17 protein-coding genes are annotated in these 24318 nt (G+C 72.1%); 14 read left to right on the top strand and 3 right to left on the bottom strand.

The window, feature by feature from the left end; all coding sequences use genetic code 11:
- The 6 genes from recC to GEV26_RS10830 all read left to right on the top strand — a co-directional run bounded on the left by recC (position 1) and on the right by GEV26_RS10830 (position 13364).
- Positions 1-3330: an exodeoxyribonuclease V subunit gamma gene (gene recC, locus GEV26_RS10855; RefSeq protein ID WP_153653088.1), complete on the top strand. Its 3330-nt coding sequence runs from the start codon at positions 1-3 to the stop codon at positions 3328-3330.
- Positions 3327-6623, top strand: coding sequence for a UvrD-helicase domain-containing protein (locus tag GEV26_RS10850; RefSeq protein ID WP_153653087.1), 3297 nt, complete (start codon positions 3327-3329; stop codon positions 6621-6623). Before recC ends, GEV26_RS10850 begins: the two co-directional genes overlap by 4 nt.
- Positions 6620-8395 (top strand): exodeoxyribonuclease V subunit alpha, encoded by a 1776-nt coding sequence (gene recD / locus GEV26_RS10845; RefSeq protein ID WP_153653086.1) that lies wholly within the window; start codon positions 6620-6622, stop codon positions 8393-8395. The genes GEV26_RS10850 and recD overlap by 4 nt, the downstream gene beginning before the upstream one ends.
- 172 nt (positions 8396-8567) lie before the next feature.
- The gene (locus tag GEV26_RS10840; protein WP_153653085.1) at positions 8568-11843 is read left to right on the top strand and encodes a DEAD/DEAH box helicase; all 3276 of its coding nucleotides are present in this window, start codon (positions 8568-8570) and stop codon (positions 11841-11843) included.
- 28 nt (positions 11844-11871) lie between these two features.
- Positions 11872-12447, top strand: coding sequence for a hypothetical protein (locus tag GEV26_RS10835; protein WP_153653084.1), 576 nt, complete (start codon positions 11872-11874; stop codon positions 12445-12447).
- On the top strand, positions 12444-13364 hold the full coding sequence (locus GEV26_RS10830) for an NADP-dependent oxidoreductase (protein WP_153653083.1): 921 nt from the start codon (positions 12444-12446) through the stop codon (positions 13362-13364). Before GEV26_RS10835 ends, GEV26_RS10830 begins: the two co-directional genes overlap by 4 nt.
- Here GEV26_RS10830 and GEV26_RS10825 read toward each other — a convergent pair.
- Together GEV26_RS10825 and GEV26_RS10820 are read right to left on the bottom strand one after the other, a co-directional pair.
- Positions 13354-13932: a hypothetical protein gene (locus tag GEV26_RS10825; RefSeq protein WP_153653082.1), complete on the bottom strand. Its 579-nt coding sequence runs from the start codon at positions 13930-13932 to the stop codon at positions 13354-13356. The genes GEV26_RS10830 and GEV26_RS10825 overlap by 11 nt on opposite strands.
- 29 nt (positions 13933-13961) lie before the next feature.
- Complete coding sequence (locus GEV26_RS10820) at positions 13962-14693, bottom strand: hypothetical protein (protein WP_153653081.1); 732 nt, start codon at positions 14691-14693, stop codon at positions 13962-13964.
- A gap of 77 nt (positions 14694-14770) precedes the next feature.
- Here GEV26_RS10820 and GEV26_RS10815 point away from each other — a divergent pair, with 77 nt between their 5' ends.
- The 5 genes from GEV26_RS10815 to GEV26_RS10795 all read left to right on the top strand — a co-directional run bounded on the left by GEV26_RS10815 (position 14771) and on the right by GEV26_RS10795 (position 19918).
- On the top strand, positions 14771-15748 hold the full coding sequence (locus GEV26_RS10815) for an FhaA domain-containing protein (protein WP_153653080.1): 978 nt from the start codon (positions 14771-14773) through the stop codon (positions 15746-15748).
- Positions 15749-15838: 90 nt separating this feature from the next.
- Entirely contained in the window at positions 15839-17410 is a 1572-nt protein-coding gene (locus GEV26_RS10810; RefSeq protein ID WP_194839823.1) for a serine/threonine-protein kinase, read from the top strand.
- Positions 17411-17460: 50 nt separating this feature from the next.
- Entirely contained in the window at positions 17461-17826 is a 366-nt protein-coding gene (locus tag GEV26_RS10805) for a hypothetical protein (protein ID WP_153653078.1), read from the top strand.
- Between the two features lie 165 nt (positions 17827-17991).
- Complete coding sequence (locus GEV26_RS10800; protein ID WP_153653077.1) at positions 17992-19287, top strand: HNH endonuclease signature motif containing protein; 1296 nt, start codon at positions 17992-17994, stop codon at positions 19285-19287.
- Positions 19288-19402: 115 nt separating this feature from the next.
- Positions 19403-19918, top strand: a complete 516-nt coding sequence (locus GEV26_RS10795) for a hypothetical protein (RefSeq protein ID WP_153653076.1) — start codon at positions 19403-19405, stop codon at positions 19916-19918.
- Here GEV26_RS10795 and GEV26_RS10790 read toward each other — a convergent pair whose 3' ends face one another.
- Positions 19919-21388 (bottom strand): ADP-ribosylglycohydrolase family protein, encoded by a 1470-nt coding sequence (locus GEV26_RS10790; protein WP_153653075.1) that lies wholly within the window; start codon positions 21386-21388, stop codon positions 19919-19921. It lies immediately after the preceding gene.
- 99 nt (positions 21389-21487) lie between these two features.
- Between GEV26_RS10790 and GEV26_RS17980 the strand changes: the two genes are divergently transcribed.
- The 3 genes from GEV26_RS17980 to GEV26_RS10775 are packed head-to-tail and all read left to right on the top strand — an operon-like array spanning position 21488 to position 24270.
- Entirely contained in the window at positions 21488-22255 is a 768-nt protein-coding gene (locus GEV26_RS17980) for an A1S_2505 family phage non-structural protein (RefSeq protein ID WP_208430766.1), read from the top strand.
- A gap of 53 nt (positions 22256-22308) precedes the next feature.
- The gene (locus GEV26_RS10780) at positions 22309-22992 is read left to right on the top strand and encodes an NUDIX hydrolase (protein ID WP_243838705.1); all 684 of its coding nucleotides are present in this window, start codon (positions 22309-22311) and stop codon (positions 22990-22992) included.
- 18 nt (positions 22993-23010) lie between these two features.
- A complete protein-coding gene (locus GEV26_RS10775; protein ID WP_153653074.1) occupies positions 23011-24270 on the top strand; it encodes a histidine-type phosphatase in 1260 nt (419 codons plus the stop codon).
- The last annotated feature ends 48 nt before the right edge of the window (positions 24271-24318 follow it).

Raw genomic sequence — 24318 nt, 5'->3', positions numbered from 1 at the left:
GTGACCTTCCACGTCCATCGCGCCGAGCGGCTCGACACGCTCGTCGTCGGGCTCGCCGAGCTGCTGGCAGACCCGCTGCCCAATCCCTTCGCGGAGGAGATCGTCGTCGTGCCGGCCCGCGGGGTCGAGCGCTGGCTCGCGCAGCAGCTGGGTCACCGGCTCGGCACCGGCGAGGGGCGGCAGGACGGGGTGTGCGCCGGCATCAGGTTCGCCTCCCCGCACTCGCTGGTCGCCGAGCTGCTCGGCATCGAGGGCGACGACCCGTGGGACCCCGACCGGGTGGTCTGGCCGTTGCTCGACGTCATCGACGCGTCGCTGGGCGAGCCGTGGTGCCAGGCGTTGTCGCGACACCTCGGGCACGAGCACACCGGGGTCGAGCGCGAGCTGCGGCAGAGCCGGCGCTACGGCGTGGCCCGCCGGCTCGCGCGGCTGTTCGCGTCGTACGCGACGCAGCGGCCCGAGCTCATCACCGCGTGGAACACACACCGTGACGAGGACGGCGCCGGCAAGGTGCTCGAGGCCGACGTCCGCTGGCAGGCCGAGCTGTGGCGCCGGCTCACCGCCGTCGTGGACGCGCCGACGCCCGACGTGCGGCTCGCCGAGACGATCACCCGGCTTCAGGACGAGCCCGACTCGTTCGACCTGCCGGCCCGCATCTCGCTGGTGGGGCACACCCGCCTGTCCGCCGGGGAGGTCCGGCTGCTCGACGCCCTCGGGCAGCGGCGTGACGTCCACGCGTGGGTGCCGCACCCGTCGCCCGCGCTGTGGCGCACGCTCGCCGAGCGGGGCGCCGTCGGCACGGTCCGCCGCAGCGACGATCCCGCGCCGACCGAGGCCCCCAACCCGCTGCTGATCTCGCTCGGACGCGACGTGCGCGAGATGCAGCGCACCCTCGGCGGCGTGGCCGACGTGGTGCACGAGCACCTCGCGCCGCTCGACCGGCCGGCGCCGAGCACGATGCTGGGGTGGCTGCAGGACGACCTGGTCCACGACCGCAGCGGGCAGGACGGACGAGCGTACGAGCGCGCCGACCGCAGCGTGCAGGTGCACGCGTGCCACGGCCGCACCCGTCAGGTCGACGTGCTGCGTGAGGTGCTGGTCGGGCTGCTCGAGGACGATCCCACGCTCGAGCCGCGCGACATCCTGGTGATGTGCCCCGACATCGACACGTACGCGCCGCTGATCAGCGCCGCGTTCGGGCTGATCGGCGTGGTCGAGGGTGGTCACCCCGCGCACCAGCTGCGGGTACGCCTGGCAGACCGCGGCACCGCCGGCACCAACCCGCTCGTGGGGGTCGCGCGAGCCCTGCTCGACCTCGCGACGACCGGCCGGACGACCGCGACCGAGGTGATGGACTTCGTGGCCCTGGCGCCCGTACGCCAGCGGTTCGCGCTGTCCGACGACGACATCGACCAGCTGACCCGCTGGACCGAGCAGTCCGGTGCCCGCTGGGGCTTCGACGCGGCGCACCGCGAGCCGTTCGGGCTCGGTGACCTGAAGGCCAACACCTGGCAGTTCGGCCTCGACCGGGTGCTTCTCGGCGCGGCCGTCGCGGAGCAGCGCGGACGCTGGATCGACACCGTCATGCCCCTGGACGACGTCAGCAGCGGCGATCTCGACCTCGCGGGCCGGTTCGCCGAGCTGCTGCACCGCCTGCGCACGACGATCGACGAGATGGCCGTCGAGCGGCCGCTCGCGGGCTGGGTCGAGACCCTGCTCGACGGCATCACCTCGCTCGCCGCGACGCCCAAGCGTGACGACTGGCAGCTGTCACAGCTCGAGCACGAGCTGGGCCGCCTCGCCGAGAGCGGTGCCGGGTCGACCACGCCGCTGCGGCTGGCCGAGGTCAGCGAGATGCTCGACAGCACGCTCGGCTCGAGGCCGACCCGGTCGAGCTTCCGCACCGGCACCCTGACGGTCTGCACGATGGTGCCGATGCGCTCCGTGCCGCACCGCGTCGTCTGCATGATCGGCCTCGACGACGGCGAGTTCCCCCGGGTCGGCGCGGTCCACGGCGACGACGTGCTGGCGCGCGACCCCATGACGGGGGAGCGCGACGTGCGCACCGAGGACCGCCAGCTGCTGCTCGACGCGGTCATGGCCGCGACCGAGACGCTCGTCATCACCTACACCGGCGCCGACGAGCGCACGGGTCAGCCGCGCCCGCCGGCGGTGCCGCTCGGTGAGCTGATCGACCAGCTTGAGCGCACCGCGTCCGGCGACGTACGCCGCTCAGTGGTCGTGCACCACCCGCTGCAGCCGTTCGACCGGCGCAACGTGCTGCCGGGTGCGCTGGTGCCCGGCAAGCCCTTCAGCTTCGACCCCGCGGCGCTGGCCGGGGCGACTGTCACGGCGCGCCCCGAGGCCCCCACGACGTTCATGCCGGGCCGGCTCGACCCGCCGCCGCAGGACGACATCGCGCTGCGCGATCTCGTCGACTTCGTGGTCCACCCGGTCAAGGCGTTCATGCGCCAGCGCCTCGACGTCGGCGTGCTGAGCGAGGCCGACGCCCTCGTCGACGAGGTGCCGATCGACCTGGACGGTCTGCAGAAGTGGTCCGTCGGCGACCGTGTGCTGCGCGACGCCCTGGCCGGCGCCGACCCGCGCGAGGCGCGCATGGCCGAATACCTCCGCGGCACCCTGCCGCCCGGCCACCTCGGTCGCCAGGTCGTCGACGAGGTGGTCACCAACATCGAGCCGCTCATGCAGCGCACCGCCGAGCTGCGCAGCGGCCTGGCTCGTTCGGTCGACATCGAGGTCACCCTCGACGACGGCCGGCGCATCACCGGGACGGTTGCCGACGTGCACGGCCAGAGCGCGGTCGCGGTCACCTACTCGCGTCTCGCCGCCAAGCACCGGCTGCAGTCGTGGCTCAACCTGCTGGCGCTGTCCGCGTCGGAGCCCGAGGTGCCGTGGGTCGCGCACGCGATCGGCCGCAGCAGGGGCCCCGGCGGTATGCACGCCGAGGTCGGGCCGCTGAACGAGATTGCCCGCACCCACCTGGCCGACCTCGTCGCACTGCGCGACCTCGGTCTGTGCGAGCCGCTGCCGCTGCCGCTGAAGACCTCCCTCGCGTACGTCGAGGCGCGCCGCAACCGCCCCCACGACATCGCGCTGCGTGCAGCGCGCGACGAGTGGGACCTCGCCCGGCTCAAGAACGGAGCGGTGATCGAGAAGGAGGCGCACGACCCCCACCACGCCTTGGTCTGGGGCGAGGGGGCGCCGCTGGAGGCGATCCTCGACCGCGACGACTCCGGCGCCCAGTTCGCGGTGCTGGCCCAGCGCCTGTGGGACCCGCTGCTCACCTTCGAACGGATGGACGTCCTGTGAGGTCCTTCAGCATCCGCGATCCGCTGCCCACCGGCACGACCCTGCTCGAGGCCAGCGCCGGCACCGGCAAGACCTGGACCGTCGGCGCGCTCGTGACCCGCTACGTCGCCGAGGGTGTCGCCCGGCTCGACGAGCTGCTCATCATCACGTTCGGCCGGGCGGCCAGCCGCGAGCTGCGCGAGCGCGTGCGCGAGCAGCTGGTCGAGGCCGAGCGCGAGCTCGCCGACCGCGACGCCGCGGCCAAGCACCCCAATGCGGTGATCGCCCTGCTGGCCGAGGGCGACGAGGCGGTCGTGGCCGAGCGACGCGAGCGACTGCGTGCGGCCTTGGCCGACTTCGACGGGGCGACGATCGCCACGACCCACCAGTTCTGCCAGATCGTGCTGCGCAGCCTCGGCACCGCGGGCGACGCAGACGCGAGCGCCGAGCTGGTCGAGAGCCTCGACGACGTGGTCGTGCAGATCGTCGACGACCTCTACCTCGCCCGCTACCGCCTCACCGACCAGCCGCCGTTCACGATCGACACCGCGCTCTCGATCGCGCGCTGGGCGGTCGGCGACCCGCAGGCCCGGCTCGTGCCCGAGGACGCCGACCCCGAGTCACTGGCTGGCCACCGGGTCAGCTTCGCTCAGGCCGTCCGCGACGAGCTCGACCGGCGCAAGCGAGCCCTCGGACTGCTCGGCTACGACGACCTGCTGAGCCGGCTGGCCGCGGCGCTCGAGGGTGACGCGTCACCGGCCCGCGACCAGATGCGACGGCGCTGGAAGGTCGTGCTGGTCGACGAGTTCCAGGACACCGATCCGGTCCAGTGGCAGGTGCTGGAGCGCGCGTTCGGCGGCCACGCGACGCTCGTCCTGATCGGCGACCCGAAGCAGGCGATCTACGCCTTCCGCGGCGGCGACGTGGTGACCTATCTCGAGGCAGCCGCGACCGCGCGCGAGCAGGCCACCTTGTCGACCAACTGGCGCAGCGACGCTCCGCTGGTGACGTCCCTCCTGGTGCCGTTCGAGGGTGCCGCGCTGGGTGATCCACGCATCGTGGTGCACCACGTCGACGCCGACCACCAGGGCTCCCGGCTGGCCGGTCCCACCGCGACCGACCCGTTCCGGCTGCGCGTGCTGACCCGCCACGACTGCGGCGTCGACCCGGGCAAGACCATCAGCATCGACGTGCTGCGCGATCGCATCGCCCACGACCTGGCCGCCGACATCGCCGCGTCGCTGGCCGGCGGCACGACGTTCGACGGCAGGCCGCTGCAGGCCGGAGACATCGCGGTGCTGGTCTACTCCGGGGCCAACGCCGCCCAGATCCAGCGTGTGCTGGGTGAGCACGGCATCGCGTCGGTGCTGACCGGTGGCACCAACGTCTTCACGAGTCCGGCCGGCGACGCCTGGCTCACGCTGCTGGAGGCGATGGAGCGTCCGCAGAGCAGCCCGCGGGTGCGGGCCGCCGCGCTGACGGACTTCTTCGGTCACACCGCCGCCGAGCTCGCGACGTCGGGAGACGACCTCACCAACGCGGTCGCGACCCACGTCCGCGACCTGGCCGACCTGCTTCGCGACCGGGGCATCGCCGCGGTGTTCGAGGCGACCTCGGGTCACGGCGAGCTGGCCCGACGCGTGCTGGAGCGTCCCGACGGACGCCGGCACATGACCGATCTGCGCCACGTCGCCCAGGCGCTGCACGAGGCCACCGAGCGCGACCGCCTCGGGCCTGCGGCGATGCTGGCCTGGCTGCGCGGCCAGCGCGACGACGCAACCGCCGGCTCGTCCGAGCGCACCCGGCGCCTCGACAGCGACGCGGCCGCGGTCCAGGTCGTGACGATCCACTCCAGCAAGGGCCTGCAGTATCCCGTCGTCTACCTGCCGTACGTCTTCGACCGCTGGGTGCCGACCGACGAGGTCGTCCGCTTCCACCGGGACGGCGAGCGGGTGCTCGACATCGGCGGCAAGATCGCGAGTCCCACGTTCCGCGACAGCGAGCGGGCCGCGAAGCTCGAGGACAGCGGCGAGCAGCTGCGGCTGCTGTACGTCGCGGCGACCCGCGCCCAGTCGCAGGTGGTCGCGTGGTGGGGCGCGAGCTGGAATGCGGGCAACGCGGGTCTCACGCGGCTACTGTTCGGCCGCGGACCGGGTGAGGCGGCCGTGCCCGACAAGGTCCAGGTGCCGAGCGACGAGGACACCGTGCGCATCCTCGGGGAGTGGCAGGCTCGCGGGGGGCCGGTGCTCGAGCGGGCGCTGCCGCGCGAACGGACCGCCGTGCCTGCCGACGAGCCCGCGGGAGATCTCGCGATCCGCAGCTTCGACCGGGTCGTGGACACGACCTGGCGTCGCACGTCCTACACCGGCCTGACCCGCGACGACCACGCCGCGCCCACGGTCGACAGCGAGGTGCCCGACCTCGGCAAGACCGACGAGGACGACGAGCCTGTCACCGTCGCGGTCGAGGAGCCGGTCGGGGTGCCGTCGCCGATGGCCGACCTGCCGACCGGGGCGTCGTTCGGCAGCCTGGTCCACGGCGTCCTGGAGGACCTCGACGTCACCGCGGGCGATCTGGGCGCAGAGCTCGTCTCGCTGGTGCAGGGCGAGCTCGCCTACTGGGGTGTCGACGCCGATCCGCAGGTGCTGGCCGATGCGCTCGTCGCGGTCTGCCGTACGCCGCTCGGGCCGCTCGCGGACGACCTGACCCTCGAGACGCTGCTGGCCGACCGGCAACTGCGCGAGCTCGACTTCGAGCTGCCGCTGGCCGGCGGGGACAGTGCCGAGGCGCGCTCGGGCGGTCGCGAGCCGTGCCTGGGCGATCTCGCGCCCCTGCTCGAGCAGCACCTGCCCGCCGACGACCCGATGCGGGCGTTCGCCGACCGGCTGCGCTCACCCGGGCTCGCGCCACAAGGGCTGCGCGGCTACTTGTCCGGCTCGATCGACCTCGGGCTGCGCCTGCCCGACGGCCGGGTCCTCGTGGTCGACTACAAGACCAACTGGCTGGGCGACTTCCAGCAGCCGCTGACCCTCGACGGCTACAGTCCGGCGGGGTTGACCGCGGCGATGCTGTCGGGCACCTATCCGCTGCAGTCGCTGCTCTACTCGGTCGTGATCCACCGCTTCCTGCGCTGGCGCCAGCCCGGCTACGACCCCGAGCGCCACCTCGGCGGCACCCTCTACCTCTACGTCCGCGGCATGGCCGGCCCCGACACCCCCCGCGCGGACGGCCAGACGTACGGCGTGTTCGCCTGGCACCCGCCGGCGTCGCTGATCGTCGCGATGTCCGATCTGCTGGACGGAGTCCTGCCATGACCGAGCCCCTGGTCTTCGAGGACCGGCACGACCGGCACGTGGCGGTCGGCGTCGGCGGCCTGCTCGCGGAGTTCAACGTGCCCGAGCTGCTGACTGCGGCCGACATCCGCATCGCCGTGCGCGTGGCCGAGCTGGTGGGCGAGCAGTCGGAGGCCGTACGTCTCGCGCTCGCGCTGGCCGTGCGGTCGGTGCGTGGCGGCTCGACGTGCATCTCGCTGGCCGAGCTCGTCCGCAGCACCCAGCACCCTGAGCTGCCGTGGCCCGAGCCCGAGGCCTGGCACGCCGAGGTCGCGGCCAGCCCCTTGGTCGACGCCGACGTGCCGGTCATGCGGGTCGAGGGACGGCTCATCTATCTCGACCGATACTTCGAGCTCGAGAGCGACCTGTGCCGCGATCTCGTCGGGCGGGACGAGCACGCCGCACCCGAGCCCGACGAGCAGCTGCTGGCGGCCGATCTCGCGCGGCTCTTCCCGGGGGAGTCGTACGCCGAGCAGCGTGCGGCCGGCGAGCGGGCGGCGCGGGGCTGGACGACGGTGCTGACCGGTGGTCCCGGCACCGGCAAGACCACCGCCCTGGCCCGGCTGCTCGCCGTCCTGGCCTCCCAGGCGCGGGCCACCGGACGTCCACCGCTGCGGGTCGCGCTGGTCGCGCCGACCGGCAAGGCCGCGGCCCGCATGAAGGAAGCCGTCGCGGCGGTGGCCGACCAGGACGGGTTCACCGACGAGGAACGAGCCTGGCTCAAGGGGCTGACCGCCTCCACGATGCACCGGCTGCTCGGCTTCCGGCCCGACAACGGCACCCGCTTTCGCCACGACCGGCGACGGCGGTTGCCCCACGACGTGGTGGTCGTCGACGAGAGCTCGATGGTGTCGCTGACGCTCATGGCACGTCTGGTCGAGGCCGTGCGCCACGACAGCCGGCTGGTCCTGGTCGGCGATCCCGATCAGCTGTCGTCCATCGAGGCGGGCACGGTGCTGCGCGATCTCGTGCGTGGTTGGGGGAGCGCGCCGTCGTCCCCGGTGACCCACCTGCGCTCGGGTCACCGCTTCGGCGGGGCGATCATCGACCTCGCCTCGGCCGTGCGCGACGGCGATGCTGACGCCGCGATCGAGATCCTGCGGTCCGGCGATCCGTCGGTCCGTCTCGTCGCAGGAGACCGTCTGCCCGAGACGATCCGCGAGCTGCTGCTGCCCGATGCGCGCTCGATGGCCGAGCTCGCCCGCGTCGGCGACGGGGAGGGGGCGCTGCGCGTCCTGGGCTCGCACCGGCTGCTGTGTGCCCACCGCGAGGGCCCGTTCGGGGCCGAGACGTGGAACCAGCAGGTCGAGCGCTGGCTCGACGCGGACGCGGGCCACACCCTCGGCCGACCGTGGTTCGCCGGACGGCCGGTGCTGGTCACCGAGAACGACCGCGGGCTGCGGCTCTACAACGGCGACACCGGCATGACCATCCCCGACGGCGAGGGGCTCAAGGTCCTGATCGCCGAGGACGAGCGGCGCACGTTCGCGCCGTCACGGCTCGGCGCGGTCCACACGGCGTACGCGATGACGGTGCACCGCAGCCAAGGCAGCCAGTTCGAGCGGGTCTCGGTGCTGCTGCCCGACGACGACTCCCGGCTGCTGACCCGAGAGCTGCTCTACACCGCGCTGACCCGTGCCGAGTCGAGCGTGACCCTGCTGGGTTCCGAGGGGGCCGTGCGCGCCGCGATCAACACCCCGGTGCTGCGCGCCAGCGGCCTCGCCGAGCGCCTGGACCGCGCACTCGGCGCCTGACCCCCGGCGCCCGGTTTCCCAGGAGAACCCCGGAATCTGGCACGTGGCACGGGTCGCCCGCGGGGTGATCTGCCAGATTCCCAGGTTCTCCTGGGAAACTGGCTGCGGAGGCCGGGGGCCGGGGTCGAGATCGTGGGACCGGGTGTCGCCGGGCCCGACTAACCTCGTGAGGGTGACCACGATCGCCTCCCTCACCGAGTCGGAGCTGCGTCGCGCCTTCGACGCCGGGGCGCTGAGCCGGGGCAAGCCATACGCGCACGCGGGCCGGGTCACGGTCCGCGAGATCGAGGCTGACGGCCGGGTGGCCCGCGGCGAGGTCCGCGGCAGCGGCAGCGAGGCGTACTCGACGACCGTGAGGCTGAGCGAGGCCCCCGCAGGCGTCCGCATCTCGGCGAGCTGCTCGTGCCCTGTGATGATCGACTGCAAGCACGCGGTCGCGCTGATCCTCGCAGTACGCGGCTCGATCGAGCCCGCCGACGCGGTCGAGGAGGAGCCCGAGCCGATTGACCGCCCCGCGCCGCGGCCAGCGCAGATCATCCAGCCGTCGTGGAAGACGACGCTCGGTCCGCTCGCGGCCCGCGGATCGGGGTCGCGGGCGAGCACCGAGTGGGCGCTGCAGATCGACCTGACCGGGGCCGGCACGTACGGCATCCGCATGCTGTCGGCACGTCCGATGCGCCGCGGCGCGCGCGGTGGCTGGGTCAAGTCCGGCGCGAGCTGGGGCGAGGTGCAGCAGGCGGCGCTGGCCGGCGTCGACTCCGGTCAGGCAGCGGCGCTGGCCGAGCTGCGCGCGTCGGTGCAGGAGACGTCGTACGCGTACGGCTACGGCAGCTCGTCCGCCGAGATCGACCTCGCCGACCTGACCTCGCACGCCTGGGCAGCACTCGACCGGGTGGTCGAGTCGGGGGTCACCCTGCTGGGCCCTGCGAAGGCGGCGGTCGAGATCCGGCCCGAGCCGGTGACCGCGGGGCTCGAGATCGTGCAGGACCACTCGGGCGATCTGCACGTGCGCGCGACCCTGAGGGACGACGCGTTGTCGGATGACTGGGAGCAGGGCCACACGAGCCTGATCGGCCAGCCGGCCCACGGGATCGCCACCTGGGACGCCCAGCACCCGACCGTCCTGCGGCTCGTGCGGTTCGACCACACGATCGCCGACACGGTGCGCATGCTGCTGGCCAACCGCCGCTCGGTCAACATTCCGCCGCAGGATGCTGCGGAGTTCCTGCGCGACTACTACCCGCGCATCGCCCGGGCGGTCGACCTGGTCAGCGTCGACCCGCGCATCCCGGTGCCCGAGATCGCCCCTCCCCGGCTGTCCGTGACCGTCACGCACGACGGTCTCGCGGCCGAGCTGCGGTGGGGCTTCGCCTATGTGATCGACGACTCGATCGTGCGCGTGCCGCTCGGAGCGGGCGCCGAGCCCTTCCGCGACGTCCGGGCCGAGCGCGAGCTGGTCGGCCGGCTCGTCCCGCCCGACGTCGGCCTGCCGCTGACCCACGTCGACGCCGCCGGGCGCACGAAGGTCGTGCCGCGGGTCAAGGTCGACGGCTACGAGGCCGCGGTGCTGAGCCAGCAGCTGCTGCCCGCACTGGACGATCTCGGCATCGACGTGCACGTGATCGGCACCCGCCCCGACTACCGGCTCAGTGAGTCCGAGCCGGTCGTCCACGTGACCCTCGACGACGCACCCGACCGGCGCAGCGACTGGTACGACCTGGCGGTCACCGTGACGATCGACGGGGAGAAGGTGCCGTTCGAGCAGCTGTTCGCAGCGCTCGCGGCGGGCGAGACCCACCTCGTGCTGCCCAGCGGCACCTACCTGCTGATCGACCGGCCCGAGCTGCTGCGCCTGCGCGACCTGATCGACGAGGCCCGTCAGCTGACCGACCGGCGCAGCGAGCAGCTGCGGGTCAACCGCTACCACGCGGGCCTGTGGGACGAGCTGGTCAACCTCGGCACCGTCGACCGCCAGTCCGCCTCGTGGCAGAAGGCCGTCGGCTCGTTGCAGCAGATCGACGACCTCGGCCGGCCCGAGGTGCCCGAGGGCATCGACGCACAGCTGCGCCCGTATCAGAGCGAAGGCTTCGCGTGGCTCTGCTTCCTGGCCGACCACGGCCTCGGCGGCATCCTGGCCGACGACATGGGCCTGGGCAAGACGTTGCAGACGCTCGCCCTGATGGTCCGCGAGGTCGAGCGCGGCTCGGGGCCCTACCTCGTTGTCGCACCGACCAGCGTGGTGTCCAACTGGGAGCGAGAGGCGCACCGCTTCGCCCCGGGGCTGCGGGTCGCGGCGATCACCCAGTCCCGCGCCCGGCGCGGCACCGAGCTCGACGACGCGGTCAAGGACGCCGACCTGGTCGTCACGTCGTACGCCCTGTTCCGCATCGAGAACGACGCCTATGCCGCCCGGACGTGGTCCGGGCTCGTGCTGGACGAGGCGCAGTTCGTCAAGAATCACCAGGGCAAGACCTATCAGTGCGCGCGCCGCCTCGACGCACCGTTCAAGCTCGCGATCACCGGCACGCCGCTCGAGAACTCGTTGATGGACCTGTGGTCCATGCTGTCGATCGTGGCGCCGGGGCTGTTCCCGGACCCCAAGCGGTTCGTCGAGCACTACCAGAAGCCGATCGAGAGCGGCGAGGGTCGCGAGCGCCTGGCCTTGCTGCAGCGCCGCATCCGCCCGCTCATGCGCCGCCGCACCAAGGAGGAGGTCGCCTCGGACCTGCCGACCAAGACCGAGCAGGTCCTCGAGGTCGCCCTCAACCCACGGCATGCCCGGATCTACCAGACCCACCTGCAGCGCGAGCGGCAGAAGGTGCTGGGCCTGCTCGCCGACGACGCCGACGGCAACCGCTTCGAGGTGCTGAGCTCGCTGACCAAGCTGCGTCAGCTCAGCCTCGACCCGGCCCTGATCGACGAGGAGCACGACGACGTGGGCTCGGCCAAGATCGACGTCCTGGTCGAGCACCTGCAGGAGGTGACGTCCGAGGGGCACGGTGCGCTGGTGTTCAGCCAGTTCACGAGCTTCCTCGGCCGTGTCCGGTCCAGGCTCGACCAGGCCGGCATCACCTACTCCTACCTCGACGGCAGCACCCGCGACCGCGCCGGGGCGGTCGATGCGTTCCGTGCGGGGGAGACCTCGGTCTTCCTGATCAGCCTCAAGGCCGGAGGATTCGGTCTCAACCTGGTGGAGGCCGACTACGTCTACGTCCTCGACCCGTGGTGGAACCCGGCGTCCGAGGCTCAGGCCGTCGACCGCGCCCACCGCATCGGCCAGATCCGCCCCGTGATGGTCTACCGCTTGGTCTCGGTCGACACGATCGAGGAGAAGGTCATGCAGCTCAAGGCTCGCAAGGCGGCGCTGTTCGACGCGGTCATGGACGACGGGGCGGCTCTGTCGGGAGCGCTCAGCAGCGATGACATCCGCGGCTTGTTGGGTGCGTGAGTCGGCGCATCGTGGGTACGCACCGGCCATGCGCATCTTCAAGCACCCCCTCAAGAAGCTGACCCTCCTGACCGCCTTCGGAGGCGGCTACGTCCTCGGGGCCAAGGCCGGCCGCGAGCGCTACGAGCAGATCCGCCAGGCCGCCCAGCAGGTGAAGTCCGACCCCCGCGTGCAGCAGGCCACCGCCCAGGCCGAGGACCGGGTCCGCGAGGCCGCCACGAAGGTCACCGAGGACCCCCGCATCAAGAGCGTGGTCGAGCGCGGCGAGGACGTCCTGCGCGACGCCGGGTTCAAGGGCTCGGACGACCAGTCGTCCTCCTCCGAGACGTCCTCCTCCTCCGACGACGCGCCGGCCGGCAAGCACAGCTCGACCCCCAGCTCCTCGACCCCCAGCTCCTCGGCGCCCAGCCCCGCTGACATGCCCGCGGCCGGACCCGCGGCCGGTAGCGCCGCCGTCAACCCGCTGCTGGCCGACGACCACGTCGCGATCGAGGACGAGATCGTCTACACCTCCGGACCCGACATCGAGGAGTCGATCGACGAGCTCGTCGACACCGACGTGGCCGATCAGCCGATCTCCGGGGATCGTCGGGGCGATGCGTGAAGGCTGCGACCTTCAGCGCGTACGGGGAAGAACTGACACTCACCGAGGTCGATGAGCCCAAGATCGGCCCCGACTGGGTCCTGGTCGACGTCAAGGCGTCCTCGGTGAACCCGGTCGACTGGAAGGTCGCCGCCGGTGGCCTGGACGGTGCCCTGGACACGTTCTTCCCGGTCACTCCGGGCTGGGACGTGTCGGGTGTCGTCGAGGCAGTCGGGCCGGCGGTGACGACCCTGGCACCGGGCGACGAGGTGTTCGGCTACGTCCGCAAGGACGCGGTGCACGGCGGCACGTACGCCGAGAAGGTCGCCGCTCCCATCCGTACGGTCACCAAGAAGCCTGCGAACGCGAGCTTCGCCGAGGCGGCGGCCATCCCGCTCGCCGGCCTGACGGCGTTCCAGTGCCTCGTCCACGTCCTCGACGTCGTCGCAGGCGACATCGTCCTGGTGCACGGCGCCTCGGGAGGAGTGGGCTCGTTCGCGGTGCAGATCGCGAGGTCCCTCGAAGCGCGGGTCATCGGCACGGCCTCGGAGGCCAACCACGACTACCTGCGCGAGCTGGGGGCCGAGCCCGTCGTCTACGGCGACGGCCTGGTCGACCGGGTGCGCGCGATCGCTCCGGACGGTGTCACGGCGGTGCTCGACCTGAACGGGGCCGACCTGGCCGTCAGCCCCGAGCTCCTCGCGGAGTCATCGGCCGGCCGGATCGCCTCGATCATCGACACCGGGGTGAAGGACATGGGCGGGCGCTACGTCTTCGTGGCCCCCGACGTCACCGATCTCGACGAGCTGGCCGCCATGTTCGACGACGGCTTGCTGGCGGTCGAGATCGCCGCGACGTTCCCGCTCGCGGACGCCCAGAAGGCGTGGGACCTGAGCCAGGAGGGTCACACGCGAGGCAAGATCGTCCTCACGGTGTAGCCGCCTCGGCCTGGTCGTTGATCTCGTGCCAGACGTCACGCGCGTCGTCGTACGCGTCGATGGGCAGGCCGAGCGCCCGGCGCACGCGCCACCGGCCCTCGAGCGCGACGATCGGCATCAGGTCCAGGTCGCCGGGCTGGATGTCGCGCAGCGGGATGGTGAACCAGCGCAGCGCGGGGCGCAGGCGGCCGGCCTCCTCGAGCGCCTCGGCGATCCACTCGTAGTCGCCGACGACGAGCTCGTCGGCCCGGCTGCGGACGAGCAGGAGGGCGAGCAGCTCGTCGACACGAGCCTCGTCCTGCTGCTGCAGGGCGACGTCGAGGAGACCGGCGAGCGGGCTGAGGATCGTCCGGCCGCCGTCGTCGAGCACCTCCTGGTACGTCGACCGGGCCTCGTCTAGTCGATCGTCCGCGGCCAGCTCGTCGGCGATGCGGCTGAGGGTCTCCGCGCGTCCCTCCTGCCCGGGGGCGAAGGTGGCCAGCATGCGGCGGTACTCGCTGAGTCGCTGCTCCCGCTGGGGCTCGGAATCGATCTCGTCGAGGGCGTCACACAGCTCGTCCCAGTTCATGGCTCGATTCTCTCAGCCCGGTGGGGACGTCAGCTGGTCGCATCCAGCCGCGCGCGTACGTCGGCCAGCAGCCGTGCCGGGAACTCCGAGGTGCGCCGGCAGCGCTCGACGAGATAGACGATCTTGTTGAGACGGGGCCCGGGCATGTCGAGGCCGCGGGACTCGATCGCGGGCCGCAACGCATTGCGGTCGAACCAGCCGTCGCTCGGCACCTCGATGCCGCGCCACGCCGCGAAAGCCTGCTTGAGATCGCCGTGGGCGACCACCCCGTGCTCGGGGGAGAGCGCCACCGCGATCGCTCCCACGAGCCAGGCGTCCGAGCGCTGCAGCGTCTCGAGGTCCAGCTGCATCGTGCCCGAGTCGGGGGCGGGCGCCGCGGGCGCGTCGAACGTGACGACGGCGCTGAAGCTCAGATCGGGGACCCGTAGCTCGACCCGCGACCCGCTGTGGGTCAGCGAGATCTTCTGCCCCGGTGCGGGCGTGGTGGACCCGCCACCGGGTGTGGAGAGCTCGACGATCGCGCCGTTGTCGCGCTGGCCACGATGGACGACCGGCTGGCCGGGCGTCGCGGTGATGACCAGAGCGGGGTCGCTGACGTAGGGCAGGCGCACGAACACGTACGTCGACCCGTCGATGGTCTGGGCGACCAGGGGCTGCTGCTCCGGCAGGTTCATCCGTCGCGCCAGGACGAAGGCCGCGCCCACGTCGAGCGAGGCCTCGCCGGCGTACTGCTCGCCGGCCGACCAGGCGATGTGCAGCACCGGGACCCCTCCGTGAGCTCTGGAACGTGTTCCGCCGTGGCTCGACTCCGGCCACGGACGACCCTGACGATGATGCCATGGGCACTCTCTCCGCATTGACCGTCAACCTGCTGATCGTCGTCGTCTTCGTGGTCGTCGTGTACGTGGGGCTGCGGATCGCGCAGAGCATCTTCGGGACGAGCTCGAAGAAGGCCGCCGCGACCGAGGTCGCCGCGAAGCTCGTGTCGTACCCGACCGGATCGTCAGCGGTGCTGCGCCGCCGGTTCGTCCGTGCCCTGACCGGGCAGCACGTCGTGATGCCGAGCGGGGAGCGCCTGGCCTTCGGCGAGCTGACCGTGCGGGTCGCGCCGGAGGACCTCGAGCGACTCGATCCCGACGGCGACCTCGAGCGCCTCGGCGAGGACGGCGCCCGGCTGTACGCCGCCCACGCCGAGCGCTGCGGCTGGGCCGTTCCGCGGCAGGTGCGGGTGACGGTCGAGGTCGACCCCGGGCTCCGCTCCGGCTGGATCCCGCCGGCCCGCGGCAGCGGTCGCGCCGAGCCCGCGCAGCGCGAGGCCAGGCCGGCCGTCGGCTGGGACGCCGTCCCGGAGGCGGCCGCGCCCCGCCCGGCCGCCGTGCCCCCCGTGCTGCGCCCGGCCAAGATCCAGCCCGCGCTCGACCCCGACGCGACCGTGAACTACCCCGCGCTGGTCCGCGACATCGAAGACGCCGCACCGACCATGAACGTCTCCAGCGGCCTGCGCCTGGAGCGCGACGGCAGGACATACGCGATCGAGCGCGCCGGCACGGTGCTCGGCCGGCTGCCCGAGAGCCCTGTCGCGTTCGCCGAGCCGGAGGTCTCCTACCGGCACCTCGCGATCCGCCTGCAGGGCGTCCAGTGGCAGGTGAAGGATCTCGGCAGCACCAACGGCACGACGGTCGACGGCCGGCGCATCGACGGCGAGGACTGGACCACGATCCACCAGGGCTCGGTGATCGCCCTGGCCGGCGTACGGGTCACCGCCTCGATCGACACCGCCGGCACCGTGCACCTGCAGGACGCCTCAAGGCGCTAGGAGACGCTAGGGGGGACAAGGAACAATGGACCCGCACGACGAACCGTCACGATGAGGTTTCCGCCCATCCCGAGCAGGAGGATCAGCCACATGCCAGATCCCCTGGTCACGTCCCCGGTGCCGCTGCCGCCGGCCACGACCGAGCCCGCGCCGGACCGCACGGGCACGGGAACTGTCCCGGTCGAGCAGCGGTTCGAGCTGCTGGGACGCATCGGGGCGGGCAACCACGGCGTCGTCTTCCGCGCCCGTGACAGCCAGCTGCAGCGCGAGGTCGCGATCAAGCGCTTCTCGCACTTCGTGGCCGACGATCCGCGTGCGATGCGCCGCATCAGGCGCGAGGTCGCGACCCTCGCCCGCGTCTCGCACCCGCACGTGGTCACGGTGCACGACCTCGTCCACATGGCCGACGGTGACGGTGAGATCACCCCGCACCTGGTCATGGAGCTCGTCGAGGGCACGTCCCTGCGCGATCTGCTCGCGTCCCAGGGCCCGAGCCTGCGAGCGGTGACTGTCGTGCGCGGTGTCCTCGAGGGGCTCGCGGCCTGCCACCACGCGGGCATCCTCCACCTGGACATCAAGCCCGCGAACGTCCTCGTCACGCCCGACGGGGCGATCAAGATCGTCGACTTCGGCATCGCCCGGGCCGCGTCCGACGCGACCGCGACGGTCGCCGGCACTCCGCACTACATGGCGCCCGAGCAGTTCGACGGGCGCTCGGACGAGCGCAGCGACATCTACTCCGTCGGCTGCCTGTTGTACGAGTGCCTCACCGGCAAGCAGCCGTTCGAGGGCACGATGGCGGCCCAGCTGATGGCCCACCGCAACCACCCGCGGCCCGATCCGCGTGCGCTGGCCCCGGAGGTGTCCCGGTCCCTGGCCGGCGTGGTGCAGCGAGCCATGGCGGTCGAGCCCGACCACCGCTACCAGTCGGTCGAGGAGATGCTGGCTGCACTGGCCGCGGCCGATCTGTCCCCCCAGCCGCTGTCGGTGGCGTCGCCGACCGGCACCACGACCGGCGTCGTGCCCGCCGCCGGGGGGCTGCCCTCCGCGCCGGTGGCGGGCGGGGTCGGCGGGCCGGTCGTGACCCGCTGGAGCAAGCTTGGGACGTTCGCGGTCGGGCTGGTGCTGAGCGCCTTCATCGTCGCCCTCGTGCCGGGGCTGGTGTGGACGACCACCGCGTTCGTGCCCCAGGACTACCGGCCGTCGGCGTGGCGTGACGCGTCTGGCACGCCGTGGTGGATGCTCGCGGTGGCCGTCGCCACGGCGTACCTCCTGCTGCGGCGCCACACGTTCTTCGCGGCGCTCGGTGGGCCACCGGTCGGCGGCCCACGACCCGACCGGCTCGTGGACGCGCCCATGCGAGCGGGTCTGTGGCAGGCCGCCGGTGCCGCGCTGCGGGGCTCGATCCCGATGCTCTTCCCGTGGTACGTCGTCGCCGTCGCCGCGCTGGTGGGCGCCTCGGGCGGGGTCTGGCCGGACGACGTCCTCGGCACCGGGTGGGGTCTCGGTTGGGTGCTGATGCCCGCGGCGGCCGTCGCGTTGGCGCTGCGCGGGATCACCCGCCTGCGACCGCGTCTCGGTGCGATGTTCATGTCGGCGGTCTACCTCGGGGCGGCCGTCCTGGCCATCGTGCTGTTCGTCGCGTACCCGCAGGTGGTCTGAGCCCCTGATCTCAGGGTGCGGGCGCCCCGGCGTCCCTTTAGCGTCGGGGCATGACGAAGCCGACCTACAGCACGATCCTGTCCGCTGCGACCGCCGGTTACGCGGTGTACGCCCTCGTGAGGCCCCGCCACCTCGGCAAGGCCCTGACGAGCAACCCCGTGCGCCAGGCCGACTACGACGTCGTGGCCCGCTTGTTCGGACCCCGTGACCTCGCGGTCAGCGCGCTCGCGATCCTCGCCCCGACTGAGGCGGGACGTGAGCAGGCCATGATCGCCCGGGTCGTGCTGGACCTGACGGACGCCGCGCTTCTCACACCGGAGGCCACGACTGCGGGCGGCAAGGCGAAGGTGCTCGGCGCGACCCTCACCTGGGCCGCCCTCAACGTCGCCGCGATCGTCGCGGACCGCAAGGGCTGAGGACGCTCCGGACGCTGTCCGAGGGCCGCTCTAGGCTGGGAGTGCCACCCGCATGACGCGCGAAAAACACTGAGATATCAAGGAAAAAGTCGCCTCGAGGTCTTGCGGGAGGGGTGGGTCGCGGAGTAAGATCGAACATACGTTCTAGTCCTTATCGGAGTGGCCATGTTCCTCGATCAGCTGTCATCACTCAGCGAGGATGCTGCTGCCATCGAGCCGTGGTCACTGACCGCAGCAGAGCTGCGAGAGGTGGCCACCGCGGTCCAGCGCACGCGCACAGGGCTGGACGCCTTGGCGTCCCGGTTGGCCGGGGCTGCGGAGGCCATGGGGCTGCCCAAGGAGGACGGCGCGGCGTCGACGTCGGCCTGGCTCGCGGACCTGACCGGTGTCTCCAAGGCTGAGGCCGGCCGCCTGGTCGGGCTCGCCCGAGTCACGACCAGCAACACCGAGGCGACGCGTGCCGCCTGGGCTGCAGGGACCATCTCGACCGATCAGGCCGGCGTCATCATGCGGGCGATCGACGCCCTGCCCGACTGGTGCGGGGACGAGGAGCGCGGTGACGCCGAGGCCCACCTGATCCAGCTGGCCGGGCACCACAACCTGGACGATCTGAAGCGGCTGGCCAACCGGGTCCTGGAGGTGATCGATCCCGACGGCGCGGACGAGGTGCTGGGCAAGCAGCTGGCGGAACAGGAGAAGCGGGCGTGGGACGCGACCCGGCTGGCGATGCGGGCACGAGGCGACGGCACCACCCGCGGCACCTTCGTGATCCCCGACCAGTTCGCCGACACGCTCCGTGCGGCCGTCGAAGGCATCGCCGCTCCGCGGCGCAACGCCGAGAACGCCGTCCGGCACGCCATGTCGATCGATGACCTGACGTCCCTGCCCCACGCTCAACGTCTCGGGCTGGCCTTCCTCGAGCTCATCGAGCACATGCGCAAGGACGCACTGCCGCAGGCGGGCGGCCTCGCCGCGACGGTCACGATCAACGTCGACCTCGACAAGCTCCGCTCGGGCCTCGGCACCGCGACGACGTCGTCGGGTGCCGAGGTGTCCGTCGCCACCGCCCAGCGGATCGCGTGCAACGCGCACCTGGTGACTCTCTACCTCGACTCGGACTCCCGGGTCGCCGATCTCGGCATGTCCAAGCGGCTCTACGACCGATATCAGCGCCTCGCCCTCGCCGCTCGCGACCGAGGGTGCGTGTGGGCCGGGTGTGACCGGCCGCCGTCCTGGTGCGAGGCGCACCACCTGACCTTCTGGTCCGAGGACGGTCCCACCGATCTCGACAACGCAGCGCTCCTGTGCCACTTCCACCACCACCTGCTGCATGAGGGGGAGTGGTCCGCGCGCATGGCGCCGGACGGAGTGGTCGAGGTGGTCCCACCGCCCCGGGTCGATCCCGAGCAGGTGCCTCGCCGTCACGCCCGCTTCCTGCGACAACAACCCCGCGCAGCGTAGGGGCTGTCGCCGTGGCAAAAGAGGGCTCTCCACAGCCGAGGGCGCGCTGTCGGTGCGTCCACAGCGGTCCGGCAGGCCGTACGCGCGGGGGCTCGCGGCGCCTAGCGTCGAGGGCATGAACCGTCCGTCCGAGAGGAGCCGCCGCGAGCAGGCGCTCCCGGCCCTCGACCGATTCTTCGAGCAGCAGTCCCGCGGTGCCTCCCTCGCGACGCGGATGCGTCATGACCGGGTGCACGACCGGCTGATGGAGTTCCTCGCCGAGGCCGACATGAGCAGATGCCTGGATCTGCAGGAGAACGCCCAGCTCGCCGCGACGCGGGCACGAGGGGATGGCTTCTTCGGCGTGTTCGGCCTCGAGGAGGTGCTGGCGTGCCTGGGTCGGTTCGTCGATGACGACTGGCTGCTCGATCCGGTGACGGACGCCCGCGCCCAGGTCATGCTGGCCGGGCGACTGGCCGCCTGGCTCCAGCGGTCGGGGCTCCTGGATCAGGACCTCGTCGGCTGCGCGGCCCACGAGACGGAGGCAGCGATCGAGGCGGCCCGCTGCGGGCTGGGCCAGCCGCCCCAGGACGCGCCGGCGCCGGGGCGGCCTGCGCTGCGGCTCATCCGCGGTGGGCGAGCCGATCCGTGATCAGCCGTGCTCGGCCGCCTTGACGAGGGCGGCCCGCTCCCACAGCCGTCCGTGCCCGCGAAGTCTCGGCAGCACCCGGCGGACGTCGGCCTGGGCCTCCTCGGCCGGGACGCCGAGCAGCCGGGCGTACGCCACTGCCACCGAGGGGGTCCGCTGGTGTGCCGCGACGCAGTGCACGAAGACCGTCTTGCCCTCGTCGCGCAGCTCCTTGATCGCGGCGGCGGCATCGGCGAGCACGAAGTCCAGGTGCGGGTTGTCGTCCGGTGCGTCGGAGTCGATGAGCCGGATCTCGACCCGGTCCGAGACACCCGGGAAGTCAGCCGTGCCGACCCGGCACAGCGACACGACCGCGTCCCAGGCGTGTGCGGGGGAACGGTAGGTCCCGAGCATCACGCCATCGTCGTGCGGGTGGGTCGCGAGGTCGTCCGGGGCGTTGCGATAGCTCCACGACGTCATGGCCGGGCCGACCGGCCAGTCCTGGTCGCTGGAGGTGCCGCGGTCGGCGGTGCGCAGCGCCAGCGTGACCAGGCCGCGGGCGCGGTGACCGCCATAGCCGTGGACCCGCCTCGACCAGTGTGCGGGGATGGCAGACCATCCCCAGTACCCGCCGAGCAGGCCTCCGGCGATCGCAGCGACCGTGTCGGTGTCGTCGCCCGCGCGGACCGCGTTCATGAGGGCGAGTGCGAAGTGCTGCGCCGGGAACGTCCCGGCCTGCGGGTCGAGGGCGGGCTGCGGGGTCCACGTGATCGCCGCCCACGCGGCCTGCAGGGCGTACACCGTGAACCCGTTGCTGGCGAACGTCCGCGGGTCGACGTCGGTCGCCGCCTCGATCCACGTGCGCCACTGGTCGCGGCTGCCGGCGTCGAGGAGGTCGAGACCTGCCAGGACGTCGAGCCGGCCGGTGGTCACCGCGAGCCGGATCGCCTCGGTCCACAGCACGCAGGACTCGAGGCCGAGGGGATCGGCGTGCGTCAGCGAGGCGACGGCGCGGGCCGCCTCCGCGGTCGCCGACCGGTCGTCCAGACGGGTCAGCGCGACGGCGGACGTCCGCATGAGGGCGCCGTTGCCGACCCGGCCGGGGTGCTCGGCCGCGTGCTCGGCGGCAGCAGCACGCATCGCCCGGCCGCGCGGGCCCTCACGGCGTCCGGTGGCGGCAAAGACGGCGCGGGTCTGGTTGCCGACGTCCTTGGCGGTCGCACCCCATGCGAGGAAGCGCTCGGCGATCTCGTCGAGGGCCGCGTCGGAGGTGAGATCGGCACCGGTCGCGGCCACCTCGGCGATGCACACGGCCATGGCGGTGTCGTCGCTGTATTCTCCAGGGTCGAAGCCGAACGGTCCGCCGCCGGTCATCTGCGGCACTGTCGACTCCGGCAGGGCCGGCCCGAACTCGTACGGCACGCCGAGCGCGTCGCCGCACGCCTGTCCGAGCAGCACCCCGGCAGCCCGATCGTGGGAATGGGTCGTCAGCATGGCGATCACCTCCTGTCTCACCCGTCAACACATTAATACTCACTCGCACCAATAATGGCGGACCCGTCTGGCACATTGGTGGAGAAGGAGATGGTGCACATGAGCGACAGCGACATGCGAGATCGCGCCGAGCAGGCCCTCAAGGAGGCCTGCGGAGTCGACCACCTCGCGGTGGACGACGACGGCGACTGGCCGATCGACGTCCAGGGCACGCAGATCTACGTGGGAGTCGTGGAGGACCCGCGACCGCACGTCCACGTGTTCACGCGCATCGCGACGCAGGTTTCCACCGAGGCGTGGGCGGAGATCAACCACCTCAACAGCGCGATGATCTGGGCGAAGGTGATCCTCGGTGACGAGGGCGCTGTCTTCCTGAGCGCGCGGCTGCACCCTGACGGCGTCACGGCCGAGGTGCTCGACACCACGCTGGACGCGATGGCCGAGTACGCCCGCGACTGCGGCCCGATGCTCGAGGCCGTCTACGGCATCGCGAACGACGGCACGACGCGGCCGCGCACGACCCCGGACGCCGTCACGTCCCTGGAGCCGGGAGGCGTCTTCGTCTTCGGCAGCGGTGCGGCCGGCGGCCACACCGGCGGGGCCGCGCGGCTCGCGGTCGAGCGGTTCGGGGCCGAGCGCGGCGTCAGCGAGGGACTGCGCGGCGACAGCTATGCGATCCCGACGATGGAGGGCTTCGACGTCCTCGCGGGAGCCGCGGCCCGGTTCCTCGAGTTCGCCGCCGACCACCCCGACCGGGTCTTCTGGCTGACGCGGGTCGGCTGCGGGCACGCAGGCTTCACCGACCCCGACGTCGCGCCCCTGTTCGCCGACGCGCCCGACAACGTCGTCAAGCCCAGAGGCTGGTGAGCAGATGACCTGCACGACGCCCCGCAACCGCCTGTCCGTGGAGAGGTGAGCCGGTGACGACACAGTCCACGCCGGAGCGCCCGTGGGCGTACGTCGCGGTCGACGTCGTGGTGCTGACGATCCGTGACCGTCAGCTCAAGGTCATGGCCATCCGTCGCGCGGGGGAGCCCAATCGCGGCGGCCTCGCGCTGCCGGGCGGGTTCATCCACCTCGACGAGGACCTGGAGACCGCTGCGCGGCGCGAGCTGCGCGAGGAGACCGGTCTCGAGGTCGACTACCTCGAGCAGGTCGGGACGTACGGCGCGCCGGACCGCGACCCCCGCGCGAGGACGTTCGCCGTCCTCTACCTCGCGGTGCTGCCCAACTTGCCGGAGGGATCGACGGGCAAGGACGCCGATGCGATCTGGATGCCGGTCGACGAGCTGCTGGCCGCCGATCTGCCGTTCGACCACCACCAGATGCTGACCGACGCGATCGAACGGGCCCGCTCCAAGCTCGAGTACACCCCGATCGCGGCGTCCTTCTGCCGACCGGTCTTCACGATCGGTGATCTGCGCCGGGTCTACGAGATCGTCTGGGGCAAGCACCTCAACCCGGCCAACTTCCAGCGCAAGGTCCAGTCGGTCGAGGGATTCGTCCGCGAGACCGGCGACGTGGTCTCCGAGGGACGCGGACGCCCCGCCAAGACGTACACGCTCGGTGACGTCACGACGCTGCACCCGCCACTTCGCCGCTGATCGGCCTACAGTGGAACGATGCGATCTTGGCGTCTGCTCGTTCTGCTCACCGGTCTCGCGGTGGCGCTGCCGGCGACGTCCGTGGCCGCCGACGTCAGCAACGCCCGCTACTACTCGAACCAGACGACGTACGGGAACCCCGCGAGCGCGAAGACCGTCGCCCCGCCGAGCGGGTACGAGATGTTCTTCCTCGAGACCGTCGCCCGCCACGGCTCACGCGCGATGACGAACCCCAACGCCGAGAAGCGGGCGCTGTCCGTGTGGTCCACCGCGTCGCGGCGCGGCCAGCTGACCACGCGCGGCAAGCGGTTCGACAACGACCTGAGGGCGTTCGGCAAGGCCGAGAAGAAGCTCGGCTACGGGCGGCTCAGCACCATCGGCAAGGACGAGTGGCGAGGCATCGGGCGACGGACCGCCGCCTCGTACGGCGACTTCTTCGCCGGCGTCGTGAAGGCCGGTGACAAGGTCGCGATGACGAACTCGCCGATCTACCGCACCCGGCAGAGTGCGCACTACATGAAGACCAGCCTGCGCAAGGCGTTCCCACAGCTCGGTCATGCCAAGCAGGTCACCGACCCGTCGCTGCTGATCGAGGACGGCTCGTCCAAGAAGGGCAAGGCCGCGATCGCCGCGGTCGAGCGTCGCTCCAGCGTGCGCGCGGCGGCCAGGAAGGTGCTGCTGCGGATCTACCGACCCGCGTACGTCGCCACGATCAAGGATCCGGTGGACGCTGCCCTGGACGTCTACCTCCTGTACTGCATCGGTGCCGGCATGAGCCAGGACACCAGGGTGAGCTTCGCCGACTACGTCCCGCTCTCGGCGGCCAAGAAGCTCGCGGAGGTCAAGGACGCGCAGAACTTCTACCGGTACGGTCCCGGCGTCGTGGGGGAGCGCAGCTCGTTCAAGCAGGCCGATCCGGTCGTGGACGACTTCTTCGCGCGGCTCGACCAGCGCGCCAAGGGCGGCCGGACCGCCGCGGTGTTCCGTCACTCGCACGGAGAGGTGACGATGCCGGTCGCGGCGCAGATGCGGCTGCCGCGGAGCCAGACGCAGGCGAGGTCCGCATTCTCCTACGGCAGCAATCCGTGGCGCGGCTACGTCGTGGGGCGCATGGCCGGCAACATCGAGTGGGCGGCCTACAAGAACTCCTCGGGATCGGTCCTGGTGACCATCCGTCACAACGAGCAGCCCGTGAAGCTCGCCGGCCCGTGCCGGCCATCCGAGATCGGCAACGGCTACTTCTACCGGGTCTCCCAGCTCAAGAAGTGCTTCCGCTGACCCACCCCGCGCAGACCGAGATGTGGCGACTTGAGCCCGCCACATCGC

This window comes from Aeromicrobium yanjiei (genome assembly GCF_009649075.1).
Classification (GTDB): domain Bacteria; phylum Actinomycetota; class Actinomycetes; order Propionibacteriales; family Nocardioidaceae; genus Aeromicrobium; species Aeromicrobium yanjiei.
Note: the sequence above shows the minus strand (reverse complement) of the source record. Positions and strands in the feature narration are given on the sequence as shown.